The sequence below is a fragment of the Streptomyces africanus genome (assembly GCF_002150735.1).
GTDB classification, from domain to species: Bacteria; Actinomycetota; Actinomycetes; order Streptomycetales; family Streptomycetaceae; genus Streptomyces; species Streptomyces africanus.
In genome coordinates this window covers 1-19,534 of the sequence record NZ_MUKA01000433.1, presented here as the reverse complement: position 1 = coordinate 19,534, position 19,534 = coordinate 1, and the positions used below count along the sequence as shown (strand labels likewise).

The window sequence follows — 19,534 nt, the reverse complement described above, 5'->3', positions numbered from 1 at the left end:
CGGGCGATCGCCCGCCTCGTCGGTGAGGGCCGCGACCGTGGACCGCGCCCACCGCACCGCCTCCTCGGGATCACGGCGCAGCGCCGCGGCGTCGGTGAGCACGATGCCCGCGACCAGGGTGGCCATCCAGTCGAAGGGCCCCTCCAGCAGGGCACGCGCCCGGTCGGCGGCCGTCAAGTCGCCCCGCGCCAAGGCGACGTTCAGCGCCGGACCGACCGTGTACCCGCCGGCGGCCGGCAGCACCTCGGCATCGGCCGCCGCCGCCCGCACACACTCGTCCCAGCGGCCCAGCACCTGCAGCACCAGCAGCCGCAGGTACCGCATCTCCAGCGGATACGGGGACGACAGCAGCCCGGCGCGCCGCGCCCGGTCCAGGCCCTCCGTCAGCCAGGGCACGCACTCCGCCAGCTCACCCAGCTCGTAACAGCCCATGGCCAGGTTGAACAGGGCGCGCAGCTCCACGGCCGCATTGCCCGAACTCCGCGCCAGCTCCCGGGCCTTCAGCAGCCGCTCCCGGCCCTCGGCGCCGCGCCGCCCGTCTCCGTCGAAGACGGCCAGGGAGATCAGCAGGTCCGCCTGGGCGTCGGTCACCCGCAGCTCCTCGGCCGCGCGCAGGGCCCGCCGGGCGACCCGCAGCGCGGTCTCGCTCTCCCCGACGTGGCGTGCGGCCATGGCATGCGTGGACGCCGCCCACACCCAGGTGGGCGACGGAGGGTCCTCGGGGATCATCGCCAGGGCCTCGCTGCTGTAGGCGAACGCCGCCGTCAGGCTGTCCACGCTCAGCAGGTTCCCGGCGAGGGTGTAGCGGACCCGGGCGGCGAGTTCGGAGTCGGCGTCCTGGCCGAGCTCCGCCAGCGCGGACCGCGAGAGGGAGACCGCCCGGTGCACATCCCCGGCGTGCGCGGCCGCCGCCGAGGCCCGCAACGTCAGCGTCACCCGGTCGACGCCTGTGCCCTTGGGCCGTGCCTCGGCACCCACCGCCGGCCACAGATCGAGGGCCGCTTCCAGATGCCGGTGCTCCTCGGCCGGCGCACCGACCCGCTGGGCATGATCGGCGGCCTCCAGGGAGGCGGCCAGCGCCTCGGCGAGGTCGTGGCTCTCCCGGTAGTGGTGGGCACGCTCGGCGGCGCTCTCCGCGGCCCGGCCCTGCGCGGCGAGCAGCCGGGCGAACGCGCCGTGCAGCCGCGCCCGCTCCCCGGGGAGCAGATCGGCGTAGACGGCCTCACGGGCCAGGGCGTGCCGGAAGGAGTAGGTGTCGTCGGCCCCGGCGACCAGCAACTGCCGCCCCACCGCCTCCCGCAGCGCCGACTCCAGCTCCTCCTCGGGCAGCCCGACCGCCTGCCGCAGCAGCTCGTGCTCCACCCGGCGCCCGGCGACGGCCGCGGTCCGCAGCACCTGCTGCGCGGTGTCGGACAGCTGCTCGAAACGGATCAGCAGCACCTCGGCCAGTCCGCTGGGCACCCCGCCGGACTCCGTGTCCGTCGCCGCGAGCAGCTCCTCCGCGTAGAAGGCGTTCCCCTCGGCCCGCTCCACGATCCGCCGCACCGTGGCGTCCGCCAGCGGACGCCGTTCGAGGTGGCGCACCAGCCGGGCCACGTCGGAGTCGCCCAGCGGCCGCAGCTCCAGCCGCTCCACGGCGGGCAGCCGTATCAGCTCCGCCAGGAGCGGCCGCAGCGGGTGGCGGCGGTGCAGGTCGTCCGCCCGGTACGAGGCGAACACCGCCAGCCGGTGCCGCAGAACACCCCGGGCGAGCAGGAACCGCAGCAGATCCCGTGACGACTGGTCGGCCCAGTGCAGATCCTCCAGCACGAGCAGCAGTGGCGCTGTGTCCGCCACCTCGGCCAGCAGCCCCGCCATCCCCTCGAACAGCCGCAACCGCCCGTCGACGTCCCGCGCGGAGCCGGTCCCGGCCCCCAGCAGCCGCTCGACCACGGGATGAGCGGCCAGGGCGGCGGCGAACCGCTCGTCGGCGGCGAGCATGCCCAGGATCTCGGTGAAGGGCAGATAGGGCAGCCCGACGTCACCGAGATCCACGCAGTGTCCGGTGACCACGGTCATGCCGGCGTCAGCGGCCAGCCCACCGGCCTCGTCCAGCAGCCGGGTCTTGCCCACCCCGGCATCCCCGGCGACCAGCACGGCCCGCGCCTCACCGGCACGAGCGCGTTCCAGCACGCCGGAGAGCCGGGTGAGTTCGGCGTCCCGCCCGACAACCGGCGTGATGAAGGAAATGTTCGGCACTCGACCAACTCTCCTGGGGGCGCGGGGAACTGCGCGGCCAACCCCCGACAATCCGCAGCCGCCACTGAAACAGCAACCCCCGAGCTCCTAGGCCCGCAGACTCCTCGCCCAATCATCCGGCACCCGCCCCGCAGGCCCCGGCACCGGCTGATCCGCAGGATGACTCACCGGCGCGGCCAGCTCCGGCCCCGCCTCGTACAACTCGTTCGCCGAGTAGTCCCAGTACCAGCCCTCACCCGGCTCGAAGCTCTGCACCAACGGATGCCCCGACTCCCGGAAATGAGCCGTCGCGTGCTGCGCGGGCGAACTGTCACAACACCCCACGTGCCCGCACTGCGCACACCGCCGCAGGTGGAACCACCACCCGCCGGCCGCCTCGCACTCCGCGCACCCGCTGCCGCTCGGCGGCACACTCGGGTCGATCGCGTTCTCAGCACTCATGCCGACTCCTCCTCGACCGCTGTCAGCGGAAGCAGTACCTGGAACCGCGTGTCCCCCGGCTCCGACTCCACCTGGATCGTCCCGTGATGCTTGTTGACCACGATCCGCCAGGAGATGTCGAGCCCGAGCCCGGTCCCCTCACCCACCGGTTTCGTCGTGAAGAACGGGTCGAAGATCCGCCCCCGGTCCTCCGCCGGGATGCCGACGCCGGTGTCCCGGAACTCCACCAGCAGCCGGTCGTGGTCCCGGGCGGTCCGCACGGTCAGCGTCCCTTCCCCGCCCGCGCTGTTCATCGCCGAGACCGCGTTGTCGACCAGGTTCGTCCACACCTGGTTGAGCTCCGCCGGGTACGCCGGGATCCTCGGCAGCGTCCGGTCGTACTCCTTGACGACCTTGATCTGCCGGCCGATCTTGCCCGAGAGCATCAGCAGCGTGCTGTCGAGGAGTTCGTGCACATCGGCGTTCTGGAAGGGGGCCCGGTCGAGCTGGGAGTACTGCTTGGCCGCGTCGACGAGATGCGAGATGCGCGTGGTCGAGTCGTTGATCTCGTCCATCAGCAGCTCGGTCTCGACGGTGTAGTTGAGCCACCCGATCGCGCTCGGCAGGATCTCCTCGTCCACCGCCGCCGCGACCTGGTCGAGCCAGTCCTCGTCGAGACCGGCCTGGACGAAGGCGGGCGCGATCCGCCAGCCGTCCGGGATGCCGTGGTCGTCGAGCCAGTCGGTGAGCGCGTCCTCCCGGTCGGAGGCCTCCAGCGGACTCAGCGTGGGGGCCTTGGCGACGCGTTCGGCGGTGCGTTCCTGGATGTCGATGAGGTTCGCCATGACCTCGGGGGAGTACGAACCCTGTGCGATGACCGCCAGCTTGTGCCGCATCTTGCCCACCCGCTCCCGCAGCGTCGCGGTCGCCCGCACGGCCGCCGCCGCGGGGTTGTTGAGCTCGTGGGTGAGGCCGGCGGACAACGAGCCGAGCGCCAGCAGCCGTTCGCGCTGCCCGATGGCCCGCTGGGTGTTCTTCGCACCGAAGAAGAGCCCCTCCAGCAGATGCACCGCCATCGGGAACCAGTCCTGCATGATGCCCGCGAACGTGTCGGCGGGCAGCACGAAGAACCGCGTCGGCTCGGTGACGCGCATGGAGTTGTTGTAGACCTGCGGCACCCGGTCGCCCAGATACGCCTGCATGGACCCCGCGTACACCCCGCGCTGGGAGGTCCGGCTCACCTCCACGTCGTCACCGCCGACCCGGCGGTACAGCACGACCGTGCCCTCCAGCAGCACGTAGAAGCAGGTGGCGGGGTCTCCCTCGGTGTAGACGGGTCCGGGCTCCAGCGTCTCCACCCGCCCCTCGCTGCACAGCCGCCCCAGCTGCTCGGGCGTGAGCTTCTCGAACAGGAACAGCGAGCCGATCTCCTGCGGGCTGCACGGCGCGGGCTGCCCGCTCACGACTGCTCCAGATATCTGTGGACGAGCATCACGGCCATGGCTCCCTCTCCGACGGCGGACGCGACCCGCTTGGCGGACTCGGAGCGGGCGTCGCCCGCCACGAACACGCCGGGCACGTTGGTCTCCAGGTGGTACGGCGGGCGGTCCAGCTCCCAGCCCTCCGGCGGGCGGCCGTCGGGGGTCAGGTCGGGCCCGGCGAGGATGAACCCGCGCTCGTCGCGGAGCACCGTGCCGTCGAGCCAGTCGGTCAGCGGGGCCGCGCCGATGAACACGAACACCCACTGCGCGTCGACCTGCTCTCTCTCGCCGGTGTCCACGTCCCGCAACGTCAGCCGCTCCAGGCGGCCGTCGCCGTGCGCTTCCTCGACGACCGTGCGGGCGCGCACCTGGATGTTGGGCGACTCCTCGATCTGCTGGATCAGGTAGTGCGACATCGACGCCGTCAGCGACTCGCCGCGCACCAGCAGCGTCACCGACTTGGCACCGCGCGACAGGTACATCGCCGCCTGCCCCGCGGAGTTGGCGCCGCCGACGATGTACACGTCCTGCCCCTGGCAGGCGGGGGCCTCCGTCAGGGCGGACCCGTAGTAGACCCCGCATCCGGTCAGGTCGTCGCAGCCGGGCGCCGACAACTGCCGGTAGGAGACACCGGTCGCCAGGATCACGCTGTGCGCGGCGACCGCCGAGCCGTCCGAGAACCGTACGACCCGGGCGGCGCCGCTGACCTCCAGCGCCGTCACCTCGCGCGCGGTGAGGATCTCGGCGCCGAACTTCGTCGCCTGCCGCCGGGCCCGGTCGGTGAGCTGCGCTCCCGACACGCCGTCGGGGAAGCCGAGGTAGTTCTCGATCCGGGAGCTCTGCCCGGCCTGCCCGCCGGTCGCCGACCGCTCCACCAGCACGGTCCGCAGCCCTTCGGAGGCGCCGTACACCGCCGCGCCGAGCCCGGCCGGACCGCCGCCGATCACGACGAGGTCGTAGAAGTCGGCCGTCGGCGTCGTCGCCAGCCCGACCTGGGCGGCGAGGTCGACGGCCTCCGGTTCGATCAGCGGCGTCCCGTCCGGCGTGATCACCACCGGCAGCCGCATCCCGTCCTCGCCGGCCGCGGCCAGCAGCCGCCGCCCCTCGGGCTCGTCGGAGGAGTACCAGCGGTACGGCACCTGGTTGCGGGCCAGGAACTCCCGCACGTCCGTGGAGCGCGCCGACCAGCGGTGCCCGACGACCTTGGTACTGGGCACGGGCCGGTGGTCGCTGGACCGCCACGCCCGGAGCAGGTCGTCCAGGACCGGGTAGAGCTTCTCCTCGGGCGGGTCCCAGGGCTTGAGCAGGTAGTGGTCGAGGTCGACGACGTTGATCGCGTCGATCGCCGCGTTCGTGTCCGCGTACGCCGTGAGCAGCACCCTCCGCGCACCGGGGTAGACGTCCAGGGCCTGTTCGAGGAACTCGATGCCGTTCATCTGCGGCATCCGGTAGTCGGCCAGGATCACGGCCACGAGATCGCCGCGCAGCTTCAGCTCCCGCAGCGCGTCGAGCGCGGACTCGCCGGATTCCGCGCGCACGATCCGGTACGACGCGCCGTACCGCCGCCTCAGGTCCCGGGCCACGGCCCGGGAGACCCCCGGGTCGTCGTCCACGGTCATGATGACGGTCCGCGCCGCATCGGCGGCCTGTGCCATACGTCCCCCACACCGGGCGGTCGACTCACGGCACGGCGCCCCGGGGCACCGCGCCGACCTCCGCCCATCGTATGTTCGATCGCCGCGGCGCGCTCCGATACGGAGATCAGCTCCGGCGGGCCGCCAGCACGCAGAACTCGTTGCCCTCCGGGTCGGCGAGCGTCACCCAGCTCTGCTCGCCCTGCCCGACATCGGCGTGCCGTGCGCCGAGCGCGAGCAGCCGCGCCACCTCGGCCTCCTGGTCGTCGGGCCGGAAGTCGAGGTGGAGGCGGTTCTTGACGGTCTTGCTCTCCGGCACCGTCGTGAAGAGCAATCCCGGCAGCCGGTCCGGGGCGGGCCGGATCTCGAACTCGTCGGGTGCGTCGTTCACCACGGTCCAGCCCAGCGCCTCGGCCCACCAGCGGCCCAGGGCCTCGGGGTCGGCCGAGTCCACCATTACCTGCTCCCACTCCAAGGTCATGCGGGCAGGGTAGTGAAGACTGATCAGCATCGCAGTGACATTTTCACCAGGAGGCAGCCGGATGACACGCCCGATCACCGCAGGGGTCGACGGATCGCAGGAGAGCCTCGCGGCCCTCGCCTGGGCGGCCCGCGAGGCGGTGCGGCGCGACCGGCCGCTGCGCGTGGTGCACGCCTGGCGGTTCCAGCCGCACGAGGCGCTCGAAGCGGGGATCACCGGGGACGCGGACAGCCAGGCGGAGTGGGCGCACAGCGCGCTGACCGAGGCCGTCGGGACCGTCACCGAACGGCACCCGGACCTGGAGGTGGCCACCGACGTCGTCGAGGGCCCGGTCGTCGACACCCTGGTCGCCGCCGCTGCCGACGCCGAGCTGCTGGTGCTCGGCTCGCGCGGGCACGGGCCGATCGTCGGTTTCCTGCTCGGCTCGGTCGGCCAGCAGGTCATCGCCGAGGCCACCCGGCCCGTCGTGCTCGTCCGGGCCGGTGACCAGCCCTCGGCCGAGGCCGCCGGACGCGAGATCGTCGTGGGTCAGCAGGGCGACGAGGAGGACAGCGCCGACCTGCTGCGGTTCGCGTTCGAGACGGCGGCCGCGCGCGGGGCGACCGTCCGGGTCGTACGGGCCTGGACCCTGCCGCCCGTGTTCGCCTACAGCCCCGGATCGCTGAAGCTCCTCGACGAGGCCGGGGGACTGGAGCCGTACGAGAAGAGGGCCCTGGCCGCCGCGGTGCGGCCGTGGCGGGAGCGGTTCCCCGGCGTGCCGGTGGAGGAGCACGTGGAGATGGGCAGCGCCGGCCAGGTGCTGCTGTCGGTGGCCGGGACGGCCCAGCTGATGGTGGTCGGCCGGCGGGCCCACCGTACGGCCGTCGGCGCCCGCATCGGCTCGGTGGCGCACGGGGTGCTGCACCACGCGGACTGCCCGGTCGCGGTGGTCCCGCACGCGTGAGCGCGGGTGCGGCTCATTCCGCCGTCGGCTGGAGCGTCTTGCGGGCCTTGGGGAGGATGTTCCTGATGTAGTCCTCGACCGCCGTCTCGATGCCGATGTCGTGCTGGGCCCGCTCGGACAGGTACCAGCGGTGTTCGAGGAGCTGGTGGTAGATCTCCGCCGGGTCCATGGAACCGCGCAGTTCGGGCGGCACCGCCCGCACGGTCGGCCGGAACACCTCCCGCACCCAGCGGTGGGCCAGCACCTCCGGGCGGGCACCCAGGGGATCGCCCGGGGCGTAGTCGTCCTGGGTGGCCATCCAGCTCTCCAGGTCGTTCAGCAGCCGCCGGGCCTGGTTCTCCTCGGCGTCGAGCCCGGTCAGGCGCAGCAGCTGCCGCTGGTGGTGGCCCGCGTCGACGACCTTGGGCACGAAGGTGACCGTGTCGCCGTTCGAGGCGTGCTCGATCTGCATCTCGGCGACGTCGAAGCCGAGGTCGTTCAGGCGGCGGATCCGGCGTTCTATGTAGTGGTGCTTGCCGGCCGGGTAGACGGAGGTGCGGGTCAGCTCGTCCCACAGGCCGCGGTAGCGGGCGCAGATCTCCATGCCGAACTCGACCGGGTCCACCGACGGGTGCAGCGCCCCGGACGCCTCCAGGTCCAGCAGCTCCCCGCTGATGTTCACACGGGCGAGGTCCAGGTCGTACTCGCGCTGCCCGGAGCTGAGCTGCGGATGCAGGTCACCGGTCTCGGCGTCCACCAGATACGCGGCGTAGGCGCCCGCGTCGCGCCGGAAGAGGGTGTTGGACAGCGAGCAGTCGCCCCAGGCGAACCCGGCCAGGTGCAGCCGCACCAGGAGCACGGCGAGCGCGTCCATCAGCCGGTGCATGGTGGCCGGGCGCATGGTCGTCTCGAACATCGAGCGGTACGGCATCGAACCGCCCAGGTGCCGGGTGATCAGCACGCTCTCCAGCGGGGCGCCGCCGGCGTCGGTGCGGCCGGTGACCACGGCCAGCGGGTCCACCGCCGGGATGCCGATCCGGTCCAGATCGCGCAGCAGTCCGTACTCGCGCTGCGCGGGCCGCTCGGCCAGCTCCTTGACGGCGATCACCTCGTCGCCGGCCCGGGAGTAGCGCACCACGTGCCGGGAGATGCCGCGTGGCAGCGGCACGAGGTACTCCTCCGGCCACTCCTCCAGGGGCAGGTCCCACGGCAGTTCCAGCAGAAGCGCGGGATGCTCCGGGTTGGTCGCGCTGATCTGAAGTGCCATGCGCCGGGTGTCCTTGTCTCGCCGCTGATCGTCACCTCAGATTAGAGGGCGCGCTCCCGGGCCCGGTCGGCGGCGTCCCGCAACGGACCGCGGTGGACCGGGCCGTGCCCGGGCAGCAGCAGCTCGCCCTGAAGCTCCGCGAGGACGTCCAGGGAGGCCACGGCGCGCGGGCGCTCGTGGTGGAACATGTCCGGCAGCAGCTGCGGTCCCTCGACCCGCGAGGTGGCGTGCCCGCTGACCAGGGCGTCGCCGGAGATCAGCACTCCGGTGCCCGGCACGTGGTAGGCGCAGTGCCCGTCGGTGTGGCCCGGCGTGTGCACCGGCACGGGCCGCCCGGGCAGGTCCAGGGCGCCCGCCGCCGGGAAGGGCTCGGGGGCCGTGACGGGGTTGTGCATCGTGCCGCCGGAGCGCAGCGCGTGCACGGCCCACGGCAGCACCCCGGGGCGCCAGCCGTTCCTCAGCACCGTCCCGAGGGACACCTGGTGCAGGAACTCCCGGCGCGCGTGCGGCACTTCGGCCTCGTGCAGGTACACGGGCGTGCCGTACGCGGCGCGCAGGTACTCGGCGGAGCCCAGGTGGTCGTTGTGCGCGTGCGTGATCAGCACGGCCGCCACCGCCTCCGGGGAGCTGCCCACCTCCGCGAGCGAGGCGAGGAGCTGCTCCCGGTCGCCGGGGTAACCGGTGTCGACCAGCGTGACGGCGTCCCCTTCCGTGAGGATCACCCAGTTGGTGTTGGAGCCGTGCACCAGGTAGGTGCCGTCCGCGACGTGGTGTACGTCTGCCCGCATGATCGCCCCGCGTTGTGTGGTCCCAGCCCGACGAGAGAAGGAAACCAGACCCGGGTTCACTGCACGCCGTGGGGGCGGAACTGGATGCTGATGCGGGGCTCGGTCGCGCGCGTGCTCTTGGGGACGGAGTGCTCCCAGGTGCGCTGGCAGGAGCCGCCCATCACGATCAGGTCGCCGTGGCCCAGCGGCCGGCGCACGGTGTCCCGACCGCCCCGCATCGGGCGCAGCAGCAGGTCGCGGGGCGCTCCCACCGACAGGATCGCGACCATCGTGTCCTCGCGCGCTCCGCGCCCGATCCGGTCGCCGTGCCAGGCCACGCTGTCCCGGCCGTCGCGGTAGTAGCACAGCCCGGCCGTGGTGAACGGCTCGCCCAGTTCCTCGCCGTAGTGGGCGCTCAGCGCGTCGCGTGCCTCGGTCAGGACCGGGTGCGGCAGCGGGTCCTCGGGGCCGTAGAACGCGAGCAGGCGCGGGACGTCGACGACGTGGTCGTACATCGTGCGCCGCTCCGCCCGCCACGGCACCTCGGCGGCCAGCTGTTCGAACAGTGCGTCGGAACCGCTGAGCCACCCGGGCAGGACGTCGAGCCAGGCGCCGAAACCGAGGTGGGTACGGCTGATCCCGTCGAGAGGCCCGAGCCGCAGCTCGTCGGTCTGGTCGAAGAGGGAGCCCTGGAGGTGCATGCGCCCAGAGTACCTCGTAATCGACAGTGTGTTCGATGAATTTCCCTCGCCTCTGAGGGGTTTCGATACATCGGTGTATCGAATACAGTCCTGTATCGAACGAGGAGTGGGGCATGGCCGTGGAAGGAACGACCGGGCGGGTGACCAGGCGCCGGGCCCGCACCCGCGCCAACCTCCTGGACGCGGCGTTCTCCGTGTTCGCGGCCAAGGGCTTCGGGCACGTCTCCATCGAAGAGGTCTGCGAGGCCGCCGGCTACAGCAGGGGCGCCTTCTACTCCAACTTCTCCAGCCTCGACGAGCTGTTCTTCGCCCTCTACCAGGAGCGGGCCGATCTCATCGCGGAGCAGGTGTCCGGGGCGCTCGCCCTCGACGGGCCCGGGCTCGACGTGCCGGGCGCCGTGGACCGCGTCACCGACGTGCTGCTCCTCGACCGGGACTGGCTCCTGGTGAAGACGGACTTCCTGGTGCACGCCGCCCGCGACCCGGACGTCGCCCGGAGCCTGCTGGAGCACCGCGCGCGGCTGCGGCAGGCGATCGCCGACCGGCTCGCCCGCGCCCGCGGGCACACCGCACTGCCCGCCGTCCTGGGCGACACGGACGGCGCCGCCCACGCCGTGGTCGCGGCCTACGACGGCGTCACCGCGCAGCTGCTGCTGGACCGGGACGTCGAGCACGCCCGCACCTGGCTGAAGCAACTGCTCACGGCCCTGCTGACCGACGGCAGCGGCACCCCCGACCACACGCGGAACTGAAGAAGGGAACGGTCGCCATGGATGCCGACGTCATCGTCGTCGGAGCGGGCCTCGCCGGCCTGGTCGCGGCACACGAACTGACCAGCAGGGGCAGGAGGGTCGCCCTCGTCGACCAGGAGAACGCCGCCAACCTCGGCGGACAGGCGTTCTGGTCCTTCGGCGGGCTGTTCCTCGTCGACTCGCCCGAGCAGCGGCGCCTGGGTATCAAGGACTCCTTCGACCTGGCGTGGAGCGACTGGCAGGGCAGCGCCGGCTTCGACCGGCTGGAGGACGAGGACTCCTGGGCCGTGCGCTGGGCACGCGCCTACGTCGAGTTCGCCGCGGGGGAGAAGCGGTCCTGGCTGAACGGGCACGGCATCACGTTCCTGCCCACCGTCGGCTGGGCCGAGCGCGGCGACCTCACGGCGCACGGGCACGGCAACACCGTGCCCCGCTTCCACATCGCCTGGGGCACCGGCACCGGCGTGGTGGAACCCTTCGTCCGCTACGCCGAGCAGGCCGCCCGCGACGGACTGCTCACCTTCCACCACCGTCACCGCGTCGACGAACTCGTCGTCGAGGACGGCAGCGCCCGCGGCGTGCGCGGCACGGTCCTGGCCGAGGACACCTCACCGCGTGGCGTCGCCTCCAGCCGCGACGCCATCGGCGAGTTCGAACTCACCGCCCAGGCCGTCGTCGTCACCAGCGGCGGCATCGGCGCCGACCACGACATCGTCCGCCGCTACTGGCCCGAGCGCCTCGGCACCCCGCCGAAGGAGATGGTCACCGGCGTACCGGCCTACGTCGACGGACGGATGCTCGACATCAGCGCCGAGGCGGGCGTACGGCTGGTCAACCGGGACCGCATGTGGCACTACACCGAGGGCCTGCAGAACTGGGACCCGATCTGGCCCGGCCACGGCATCCGCATCCTGCCCGGCCCGTCCTCGATGTGGTTCGACGCCCTCGGCCGCCGCCTGCCCGGGCCGTACCTGCCCGGCTACGACACCCTCGGCACCCTGAAGCACCTGCGCACCACCGAGGACATCGCCGGGTACGACCACTCCTGGTTCATCCTCACGCAGAAGATCATCGAGAAGGAGTTCGCCCTGTCGGGCTCCGAGCAGAACCCCGACATCACCGCCAAGGACCGCGCCGGTTTCCTGAAGGAACGCATCCTCGGCAAGGGCGCGCCCGGACCGGTCGACGCGTTCCTGCGCAAGGGCGCCGACTTCGTGACCGCGCCCAGCGTCGAACAGCTCGTCGAGAAGATGAACGAGCTCACCGACAAGCCGCTCCTCGACGCGGCCGGGATCCGCCGCCAGATCGAGGCCCGCGACCTGCAGATCGCCAACCCCTACGCCAAGGACGCCCAGGTGCAGGGCATCCGCAACGCCCGCCGCTACATCGGCGACCGCCTCGGCCGGGTCGCCACCCCGCACCGCATCCTCGATCCGGCGGCCGGCCCCCTCATCGGCGTCAAACTGCACATCCTCACCCGCAAGACGCTCGGCGGTATCCAGACCGACCTCGACTCGCGCGCCCTCGGGACCGACGGCAAGCCGGTCGAGGGGCTGTACGCGGCCGGCGAGGTCGCCGGATTCGGCGGCGGCGGTGTCCACGGCTACAACGCGCTGGAGGGCACCTTCCTCGGCGGCTGCCTCTTCTCGGGCCGGGCGGCGGGCCGGGCGGCGGCGAAGCAGACCGCCTGACCGTGCCCGGACGGCCCGCCTCTCAGCTCCGGACGAGGCGGGCCAGCACGGCGGCGTGGCTGTGTTCCGGCGTCTTCGACGCGGTCAGCAGCGTCACGTCGCCCGTGCGGACCAGGTCACGGACGTGGTCGAGGAGCTCGACCGCCTCGCCGGCGGCGAGCTCCGCCTCGTACCGCCCGGCGAACTCCTCGTACGATCCCTCGCCCGCGTGATACCAGCGGCGCAGCTCCGTCGACGGGGTGATCGCCTTCGGCCACTCGTCCACCCGGGCCGCGTCCTTCGCCAGGCCCCGCGGCCACAGCCGGTCGACCAGGACCCGCACTCCGTCCTCCGGCTCGGGCGGATCGTAGACGCGGCGAACGCGGACGCTCATGCTCGGCCCCTTCTGCTGCTGCGACGTGCTGCTGCGACGGACGGGTGTGCCGCGAGCGTAACCCCGACCGGGTGACGGCGCCCGGCGCGCCGAAGGGCCGATTCCGCTCGCGTCGAGCGGGTACTCCGTCCGCCTGACGGCGTCGAGGGAGGAGGTCACGACATGAGTGGATCGGACGACCTGCCGGTCGTGCGCGCACTCGCCGAGCTCACCGAACTGGTCGAACGGCACCAGGGCCTGTACGTCCGCTGGTCGCGCGGCCCCGAGACCGATCTCCGCGACGTGTCCAGCACCGACGATCTGACGGGTGTGCCCATGCCGGGCCTGTCCGCCAACCCCCTCGACGTCGAGGACTGGTGGGAGGACCGGCCTGTCCGGGTGTGGGTGGCGCGTCGTCTGCACGACTACGCCCATCTGCCGCACGAGAAGGGGCCCGGGGTGCGGGCGTGGGTGCTCGCGGGCAGGGAGACCTCGCGCGGACCCGACAACGAGCCGCTGGTCACCGACGCCCGGCCGATGTGCTGGATCGACCAGCAGGTGATCGACGAGGCGAAGGCGGAGGTGTCCCGGCAGGAGAACCCCTGGGGGCCGCTGCGCCGCAGCTGAATCCCCCAGGGGTGGTGGTGCGAGGGCGTCAGCCGGTGCGGCGCCGGGCCGCCGTCCGCCGCTTCAGCGCACGCCGTTCCGTCTCGCTGGTCCCGCCCCACACACCGATGGACTGCCCCGTGTCCAGCGCCCACTGCAAGCACTGCTCCTGGACGGAGCAGCGCCGGCACACCGCCTTGGCCTGCTCCGTCTGAAGGAGGGCCGGGCCGGAGGTGCCGATCGGGAAGAAGAGTTCGGGGTCCTCGTGCCGGCAGGCAGCGTGGTCTCGCCAGTTGTCCATCGAAGTCACCTGCGATCGCAGTAGAAACGTGCCCGTTCGGATGATTGCTCCTTTTCGGGTCACCTGTCGAGGCCTGGTGAAACAGCGCCGCCCGGGAACCGCCAGGGCGTCACACCCGCAGCGCCTGCGCAGCGGCGGCCGTCACCGCCTCCGCCACCTGCGCCAGCGCCGGCGAATCGAGCTTCCACTGCTGCCAGTACAGCGGCACGTCCACCGTCCGGCCCGGGGCGAGCTCGACCAGTCGCCCCTCGCGCAGCAGTGGCTCGGCCTGGGCCTCGGGCACCAGGCCCCAGCCCAGTCCGGCCGCCACGGTCTCGACGAAACCCTCCGACGTCGGCACGTAGTGCCGCAGCGCGCTCGCGCTGCTGCGCCCCCGGGTGAGCCGGCGCACGAAGCCGTCCTGGAAGTCGTCCCGGCGGTCGAAGGCCACCATGGGCAGGTCGAGGAGCACCTGCTCCAGCGGCCCGTCGAGGTGGCGCGCGGCGAAGCCGGGCGCGGCCACGGGGAGGTAGCGCATCCGACCCAGCGACCGGACGGAACAGCCCGGAACGGGGTCCGGCGACGAGGTCACCGCGGCCATCACCACGCCCTCCCGCAGCAGCGCCGCCGTGTGGTCCTCGTCCTCCCGGCGCAGTTCGAAGTAGAGCCGCAGCTCCTCCGGCACACGCGTGAGCACCCTCAGGAACCAGGTGGCCAGCGAGTCCGCGTTCACCGCCACCGACACCCGGGTCGGCTCTCCGGTCCCGCTCAGCCCGAGTTCCTCGTACGCGTCGCGCTCCAGCCGCGCCACCTGCCGGGCCAGCCGCACCAGCACCTCACCCGACTCCGTCGGCCGCACCGGCTTGGTCCGCAACAGCAGCACCCGCCCGGTGCGCTGCTCCAGCGCCTTCACGCGCTGACTGATCGCCGAGGGCGTCAGATGCAGTGCGGCGGCCGCCGCGTCGAACGTCCCCTCGTCCACGACCGCGAGCAGGGTCCGTACCTGGTCCAGAGGCAGATCCGTCATCACGTCCGCTAACGATACGTAAGAATCCTTAGCTGTACCTGAGGCGGGCCTGTCCGTAGCGTCACGGCCATGACCAGCACCTTCACCGCCGCAGCCGCGGGGTTCGGCACCGGCCTGTCCCTCATCGTCGCCATCGGCGCCCAGAACGCCTTCGTCCTGCGCCAGGGGATCCGCCGTGACGCCGTCCTCGCCGTCGTCGGCATCTGCGCCCTGTCCGACGCCGCCCTGATCACGCTCGGGGTGGGCGGGGTCGGCGCCGTGGTGGTGGAGTGGCCGGGCGCGCTGACGGCGATCGGCTGGATCGGCGGCGCCTTCCTGCTGTGCTACGGCGCCCTGGCCGCCCGGAGGGTGTTCCGGCCGGACGGCGGCGCGCTGCGCACGGACGGGGAGGCGGCCGGGTCCCGCCGCCGGGCCGTGCTCACCTGCCTAGCCATGACCTGGCTCAACCCGCACGTCTACCTCGACACCGTGTTCCTGCTCGGCTCCGTCGCCGCCGACCACGGCCCGCGGCGCTGGACGTTCGGCCTCGGCGCCGTGCTGGCCAGCCTGTGCTGGTTCGCGGCCCTCGGCTTCGGCGCCCGGCTGCTCGGCCGCTTCCTCGCCAAGCCCGCCGCCTGGCGGGTCCTGGACGGCCTGGTCGCCGCCACCATGATCGTGCTCGGTGTGGTGCTCATCGCCGGAAGCTGAGACCTCGGCGACCCGGCGCCGGCGGCCGGTGCGATAGTGATCCCCGGCCCGGTAGGTGTAGCGAGCATCCAGGAAGCGGCGCGTGGACACGAGCGAGAGCACGGCGGAAGAGCAGGATCCGGCGCCGCAGGCCCCCCGGCGGCGCGGCTGGCGGCGCTGGGCCATGGACACCCGCCCCCTGCGCCGCCCCGCCTACCGGCGGCTGTGGAGCTCGACCATCGTCACGGCCGTCGGCAGCCAGCTCACCGCCGTGGCCGTGCCCAAGCAGATCTACGACATCACCGGCTCCTCGGCGTGGGTCGGCGCCGCGAGCCTGGCCGGTCTGGTACCGCTGATCGTGTTCGCGCTGTGGGGCGGGGCGATCGCCGACAGCATGGACCGGCGCAAGCTGCTGCTGATCACCAACAGAGGCATCGCCGTCACCTCGCTGCTGTTCTGGCTCCAGGCCTTCACCGGCCTGGAGTCTGTGGCCGCGCTCATGGTGCTGCTCGCGGTGCAGCAGGCCTTCTGGGGCCTGAACGCGCCGGCCCGCAACGCCTCCATCGCCCGCCTCGTCCCCGCGGACGAACTGCCGGCCGCGAACGCCCTCGGCTCCACCGTGATGCAGACCGGCCAGGTGGCGGGCCCCCTGCTCGCCGGCGCCCTCATCCCCGTCATCGGACTGCCCGAGCTGTACCTCATCGACGCCCTTGCCCTGTGCGTCACGGTGTGGGCGGTGTACCGGCTGCCGTCGCTGCCGCCCCGGGCCGGCACGGCGGTGCGCCGCGCGGGCGTGAAGGAGATCGCCGCCGGCTTCCGCTACATCTCCGGGCACACCGTGCTGCTGCTGTCGTTCCTCGCCGACATCATCGCCATGGTCCTCGGCATGCCCCGGGCCCTGTTCCCCCAGCTCGCCGCCCAGACCTACGCGCCGTACGGCGAGGGACTCGCGCTGGGGCTGCTGTTCGCGGCGATCCCCATCGGTGCCGTGCTCGGCGGGCTGTTCTCCGGCTCCTTCTCCCGGGCCCGCCGGCACGGCTGGATGGTCATCGGGGCGGTCGTCGCCTGGGGCGTGGCCGTCACGGGGTTCGGGCTGAGCCGCAATCTCTGGGTGGGCGTGGCCTTCCTGGCCGTGGCCGGGGTGGCCGACATGGTGTCGATGGTCTTCCGCGGGGCGATCCTGCTGTCCGCCGCGACGGACGAGATGCGCGGGCGCATGCAGGGCGTCTTCACCGTCGTCGTGGCGGGCGGCCCGCGCCTGGCCGACGTGCTGCACGGCACCGCGGGCTCCGCCTTCGGTCCCCGGACCGCCGTCGCGGGCGGCGGGCTGCTGGTCGTCGCCCTGATGCTGGTCCTGGCCGCCGCCGTACCGGCGCTGCGGCGCTACCGCGTCTGACGCCTCACAGGGAGCCTCGCCGGTGCAGCGTGTACTGCTCCATCAGCTTGCCCCGGGTCATCTCCAGCCGGTGCGCGAGCACCTCGGCGACGTTGCGCACCAGCACCAGCCCGAGCTGCGGATCCTCCTCGCACAGCCGCAGCACGGCCGCCGCGTCGAACTCGTAGGCCCGCACGGGACTGAACGCCTGCGCGCCGAAGTCCCAGGTGTACGGCGGGAACAGCCAGGACCACCCGAGCAGGTCGCCGGCACCGAGGCTGGCCACGGTCGCCCGCTGGAGGGAGTTCACCTGCTGGTCCAGGGAGACCGCGCCGGAGCGGATGACCCAGAAGCGGTCGGCCGTCCCGCCCGCCTCGAAGATCCGGGCGTCCTCGGGGAAGGACACCTCCCGGGCGAGCGTCATCAGGCGCTGCCGCTGGGGCGGGGGCAGGGCGGTCAGGAGTTTGATCGCTTTGGTCATGACGCGGAGCTCCTCGCCGGGCGGTCGACTTCCGGTGCTTTCCCTACGCCCATTTCAGCCGCTGCCGGGCCCTTGGGCACCTCGGCGTGCCCGACTTTTCCGGGGCATGAAGAAGCCCTGGCTGGACGGGGGAGACCAGCCAGGGCCGTAAGCAGTGGTGCGGAGGACCGTGGGTCGACTCCGTCACCACGTATGTATGAACCGTAAACCATCCAGGGGGCGTGCGGACACCCCGTACCGGGTCGCGTGACCCGTTTCACGTCACTCCGCCTCCCGGGCGAGGACCCGGACCGTCTCCAGCTCGGGGTCCGTCGGGTCGGGCAGGTGCATCCCCGCGGCCAGACCGGTCCGCAGGTACGCCAGCACCGGCTCGGTGAGGCGCTCGCCGGGCAGGACGGCCGGGATGCCGGGCGGATACGGCGTGATCATCTCCGCCGCGACCCGGCCCGCCGCCCGCGCCACCGGCACGTCCTCGGCCGGGCCGAAGAACGCGTCCCGGGGCAGCACCGCCTGTTCCATCCGGAGCCCCGCCGGCGACGGCACCTCCACCCGCGGCGCCCGGGGCAGTTCCCGGGCGGCCCGCGCGAGGTCCCGCAGCGCCTCCAGCAACTGCCCGGTCGTCTCCCGGTCGTCGCCGTGGGTGATCTGCGCGCCGATGCGGCGGTGGTCCACCAGGTGCGCGTCGATCTGCCGGTGCTCGCGCAGCCAGTCCGCCGCCTGGAAGCCCGTGATCCCCAGCCCGGTGAGGTCGATGACGCCGGGCAGCGGGTCGAGGTCGTCGGACAGGCCCGGACCGCAGAAGTCATCACCGTCGTTGACGTGCAGCCCGTCGATCTCCTCGATGGCGGACCGGACCTCGGCCGCGAGCTCCAGCGCGCCCCCCATCAGCTCCTCGCCGTGCAGCGCCATCTGCCGCCGCCAGCCGTCCAGACCCGCGAAGATCAGCACCGACGGGCTGGTGGTGCCCAGCAGGTCCGCGCGCATCCCCAGCAGCGCCGGCGGGACCAGATCACCCTGGAGGTGGAAGACCGAGCCCTGCTCCAGACCGCTGCCCATCTTGTGGATGCTGGTCACGCAGATGTCCGCGCCCGCGTCCATCGCCCACGACGGCAGATCGGTGTGGAACGGCAGATGCGCACCCCAGGCCTCGTCCACGATCAGCGGGAGCGAGCGCCGGTGGCACACCTCGGCGACCGCCCGCAGATCCGCGCAGCCGCCGTACGGCGTGGGGCTCGTGACCAGCGCGCCCCGCGCGTCCGGGTGGGCGTCGAAAGCCCGGTCGAAGTCCGCGGCGGACGGAGGATGGGCCAGATGCCGCTCGGCATCCCACCGCGGCTCGACCCAGACGGGCTCGATACCCGAGATGATCAGCCCCGCCACCACCGACTTGTGGGCGTCACGCCCGATCAGCAGCTTCTCGTGCGGCCCGGCGACCGACAGCATCGCGGCCTTCACCGACAGGGAACTGCCGCAGGTGCTGAAGAACGTGTGCTCGGCGTGCACCGCGTCGGCCATCAGCTCCTGGGCGCGTTGCAGCACCCGCCCCCGGGTGAGCCGGTCGTCCAGACCGCCCGAGGCCAGCACATCGCCGTGGAAGACCGCGTCACCGAGGACCTCCCGGACCGCCGGGTCGGCGCCGCGGGCCTGCTTGTGCCCGGGCGGGGTGAAGGAGAGGTGCCCCTTGCGGCGGTACTCGTCCAGGGCTTCCAGGACCGGTGCTCTGGTGTGGTCGGCTGTCATGCGCACCGGGTTCCCGGCAGGTGCCCTCACAATCCGCCCGTGCCCGTCGGCGGGCAGCGGACCTCCTGGTCAGCCCTCCGCGGTGTGTTTGCCCGGCGTCAGGATCTCGTCCAGCACCGTCAGCACCGCCTCGTAGGACATCTGCCGCACGGTCGCGTCCCGGGCCCCCTGCGGGTCGGTCGGGCCCAGTTCCTCGCTCCTGGTCCGCCACGTCCGCTCCTCGCGCACCGCGCAGGCCCTGGCGCGCTGGATGCGCCGCAGCAGTTCGTCGGAATCCACCACATCGGTCATGCACCCCGCGTACCCCGGCGACGCGTGGTGATGGCAACGATTCACGGCCGTCCCGGATCTCCCGCATCTCCCAGGGGTCTTTTCGGGTCCTTTTTCCGGCAGTGGTGCGGACCGAGGTTTGCAGGTGCGGGGAGAGGTCAGCCGAACTAAGAGACCCGCGGCGCTCACGCGACGCACCCCGAAACCGCGGGCGGTGGAAGGAAACACCGGACAGCGGGTCCATGAGCCCGAGGTGTTCCCGGGCGGGCGGCCACTATACGGGGGTCCGGACCCGGGTCATGTTCTGACCGAGCAGGGAGCTGAAGGATGTGCGACGAGCACATGATCGAATCCGTATTCGAGCCGCCCGGTGCGCACCGGGC

20 protein-coding genes are annotated in these 19,534 nt (G+C 72.6%); 6 read left to right on the top strand and 14 right to left on the bottom strand.

Annotated features, from left to right (window positions below; genetic code table 11):
- The 5 genes from CCL05_RS38955 to CCL05_RS38935 form a co-directional block, all read right to left on the bottom strand.
- Window positions 1-2,238, bottom strand: a 2,238-nt coding sequence (locus tag CCL05_RS38955; protein WP_086565344.1) for an ATP-binding protein, incomplete at its 3' end; no start/stop codon positions are given.
- A gap of 87 nt (window positions 2,239-2,325) precedes the next feature.
- Window positions 2,326-2,679, bottom strand: a complete 354-nt coding sequence (locus CCL05_RS38950) for a UBP-type zinc finger domain-containing protein (RefSeq protein ID WP_086565343.1) — start codon at window positions 2,677-2,679, stop codon at window positions 2,326-2,328.
- A complete protein-coding gene (locus CCL05_RS38945; protein ID WP_086565342.1) occupies window positions 2,676-4,121 on the bottom strand; it encodes an ATP-binding protein in 1,446 nt (481 codons plus the stop codon). Before CCL05_RS38945 ends, CCL05_RS38950 begins: the two co-directional genes overlap by 4 nt.
- On the bottom strand, window positions 4,118-5,794 hold the full coding sequence (locus CCL05_RS38940; protein ID WP_086565341.1) for an NAD(P)/FAD-dependent oxidoreductase: 1,677 nt from the start codon (window positions 5,792-5,794) through the stop codon (window positions 4,118-4,120). The genes CCL05_RS38945 and CCL05_RS38940 overlap by 4 nt, the downstream gene beginning before the upstream one ends.
- Before the next feature lie 106 nt (window positions 5,795-5,900).
- Window positions 5,901-6,254, bottom strand: coding sequence for a VOC family protein (locus CCL05_RS38935; RefSeq protein WP_086565345.1), 354 nt, complete (start codon window positions 6,252-6,254; stop codon window positions 5,901-5,903).
- A gap of 61 nt (window positions 6,255-6,315) precedes the next feature.
- On the opposite strand from CCL05_RS38935, the gene CCL05_RS38930 reads away from it, so the two are divergent.
- On the top strand, window positions 6,316-7,197 hold the full coding sequence (locus tag CCL05_RS38930) for a universal stress protein (protein ID WP_086565340.1): 882 nt from the start codon (window positions 6,316-6,318) through the stop codon (window positions 7,195-7,197).
- A 13-nt stretch (window positions 7,198-7,210) separates the two neighbouring features.
- On the opposite strand, the gene CCL05_RS38925 is transcribed toward CCL05_RS38930, so the two are convergent.
- From CCL05_RS38925 to CCL05_RS38915, 3 genes are read right to left on the bottom strand one after another with little or no spacing between them, the layout of a single operon-like run.
- Window positions 7,211-8,443: a DUF4032 domain-containing protein gene (locus CCL05_RS38925; protein ID WP_086565339.1), complete on the bottom strand. Its 1,233-nt coding sequence runs from the start codon at window positions 8,441-8,443 to the stop codon at window positions 7,211-7,213.
- A 41-nt stretch (window positions 8,444-8,484) separates the two neighbouring features.
- On the bottom strand, window positions 8,485-9,231 hold the full coding sequence (locus CCL05_RS38920; RefSeq protein ID WP_086565338.1) for an MBL fold metallo-hydrolase: 747 nt from the start codon (window positions 9,229-9,231) through the stop codon (window positions 8,485-8,487).
- A gap of 56 nt (window positions 9,232-9,287) precedes the next feature.
- Window positions 9,288-9,911 (bottom strand): alpha-ketoglutarate-dependent dioxygenase AlkB family protein, encoded by a 624-nt coding sequence (locus tag CCL05_RS38915; RefSeq protein WP_086565337.1) that lies wholly within the window; start codon window positions 9,909-9,911, stop codon window positions 9,288-9,290.
- A gap of 113 nt (window positions 9,912-10,024) precedes the next feature.
- Between CCL05_RS38915 and CCL05_RS38910 the strand changes: the two genes are divergently transcribed.
- Together CCL05_RS38910 and CCL05_RS38905 are read left to right on the top strand one after the other, a co-directional pair.
- The gene (locus tag CCL05_RS38910) at window positions 10,025-10,663 is read left to right on the top strand and encodes a TetR/AcrR family transcriptional regulator (RefSeq protein WP_086565336.1); all 639 of its coding nucleotides are present in this window, start codon (window positions 10,025-10,027) and stop codon (window positions 10,661-10,663) included.
- 17 nt (window positions 10,664-10,680) lie between these two features.
- On the top strand, window positions 10,681-12,354 hold the full coding sequence (locus CCL05_RS38905; RefSeq protein WP_086565335.1) for an FAD-binding dehydrogenase: 1,674 nt from the start codon (window positions 10,681-10,683) through the stop codon (window positions 12,352-12,354).
- Window positions 12,355-12,376: 22 nt separating this feature from the next.
- Here CCL05_RS38905 and CCL05_RS38900 read toward each other — a convergent pair whose 3' ends face one another.
- A complete protein-coding gene (locus tag CCL05_RS38900; RefSeq protein WP_086565334.1) occupies window positions 12,377-12,727 on the bottom strand; it encodes a DUF488 domain-containing protein in 351 nt (116 codons plus the stop codon).
- A gap of 162 nt (window positions 12,728-12,889) precedes the next feature.
- Between CCL05_RS38900 and CCL05_RS38895 the strand changes: the two genes are divergently transcribed.
- Window positions 12,890-13,333: a DUF6098 family protein gene (locus CCL05_RS38895; protein WP_086565333.1), complete on the top strand. Its 444-nt coding sequence runs from the start codon at window positions 12,890-12,892 to the stop codon at window positions 13,331-13,333.
- Window positions 13,334-13,361: 28 nt separating this feature from the next.
- On the opposite strand, the gene CCL05_RS38890 is transcribed toward CCL05_RS38895, so the two are convergent.
- A complete protein-coding gene (locus CCL05_RS38890) occupies window positions 13,362-13,613 on the bottom strand; it encodes a WhiB family transcriptional regulator (protein ID WP_086565332.1) in 252 nt (83 codons plus the stop codon).
- Between the two features lie 109 nt (window positions 13,614-13,722).
- Window positions 13,723-14,622, bottom strand: a complete 900-nt coding sequence (locus CCL05_RS38885; RefSeq protein WP_167409701.1) for a LysR family transcriptional regulator ArgP — start codon at window positions 14,620-14,622, stop codon at window positions 13,723-13,725.
- 66 nt (window positions 14,623-14,688) lie between these two features.
- Between CCL05_RS38885 and CCL05_RS38880 the strand changes: the two genes are divergently transcribed.
- Window positions 14,689-15,306, top strand: coding sequence for a LysE/ArgO family amino acid transporter (locus tag CCL05_RS38880; RefSeq protein ID WP_086565330.1), 618 nt, complete (start codon window positions 14,689-14,691; stop codon window positions 15,304-15,306).
- 82 nt (window positions 15,307-15,388) lie between these two features.
- Window positions 15,389-16,681: an MFS transporter gene (locus CCL05_RS38875; protein WP_086565329.1), complete on the top strand. Its 1,293-nt coding sequence runs from the start codon at window positions 15,389-15,391 to the stop codon at window positions 16,679-16,681.
- A gap of 4 nt (window positions 16,682-16,685) precedes the next feature.
- Here CCL05_RS38875 and CCL05_RS38870 read toward each other — a convergent pair whose 3' ends face one another.
- The 3 genes from CCL05_RS38870 to CCL05_RS38860 all read right to left on the bottom strand — a co-directional run bounded on the left by CCL05_RS38870 (window position 16,686) and on the right by CCL05_RS38860 (window position 19,172).
- Window positions 16,686-17,141, bottom strand: a complete 456-nt coding sequence (locus CCL05_RS38870) for a cyclic nucleotide-binding domain-containing protein (RefSeq protein ID WP_086565328.1) — start codon at window positions 17,139-17,141, stop codon at window positions 16,686-16,688.
- A 261-nt stretch (window positions 17,142-17,402) separates the two neighbouring features.
- Window positions 17,403-18,881, bottom strand: a complete 1,479-nt coding sequence (locus tag CCL05_RS38865; protein WP_086565327.1) for an aminotransferase class I/II-fold pyridoxal phosphate-dependent enzyme — start codon at window positions 18,879-18,881, stop codon at window positions 17,403-17,405.
- A 69-nt stretch (window positions 18,882-18,950) separates the two neighbouring features.
- Entirely contained in the window at window positions 18,951-19,172 is a 222-nt protein-coding gene (locus tag CCL05_RS38860) for a hypothetical protein (RefSeq protein ID WP_086565326.1), read from the bottom strand.
- Window positions 19,173-19,534 lie beyond the last annotated feature (362 nt).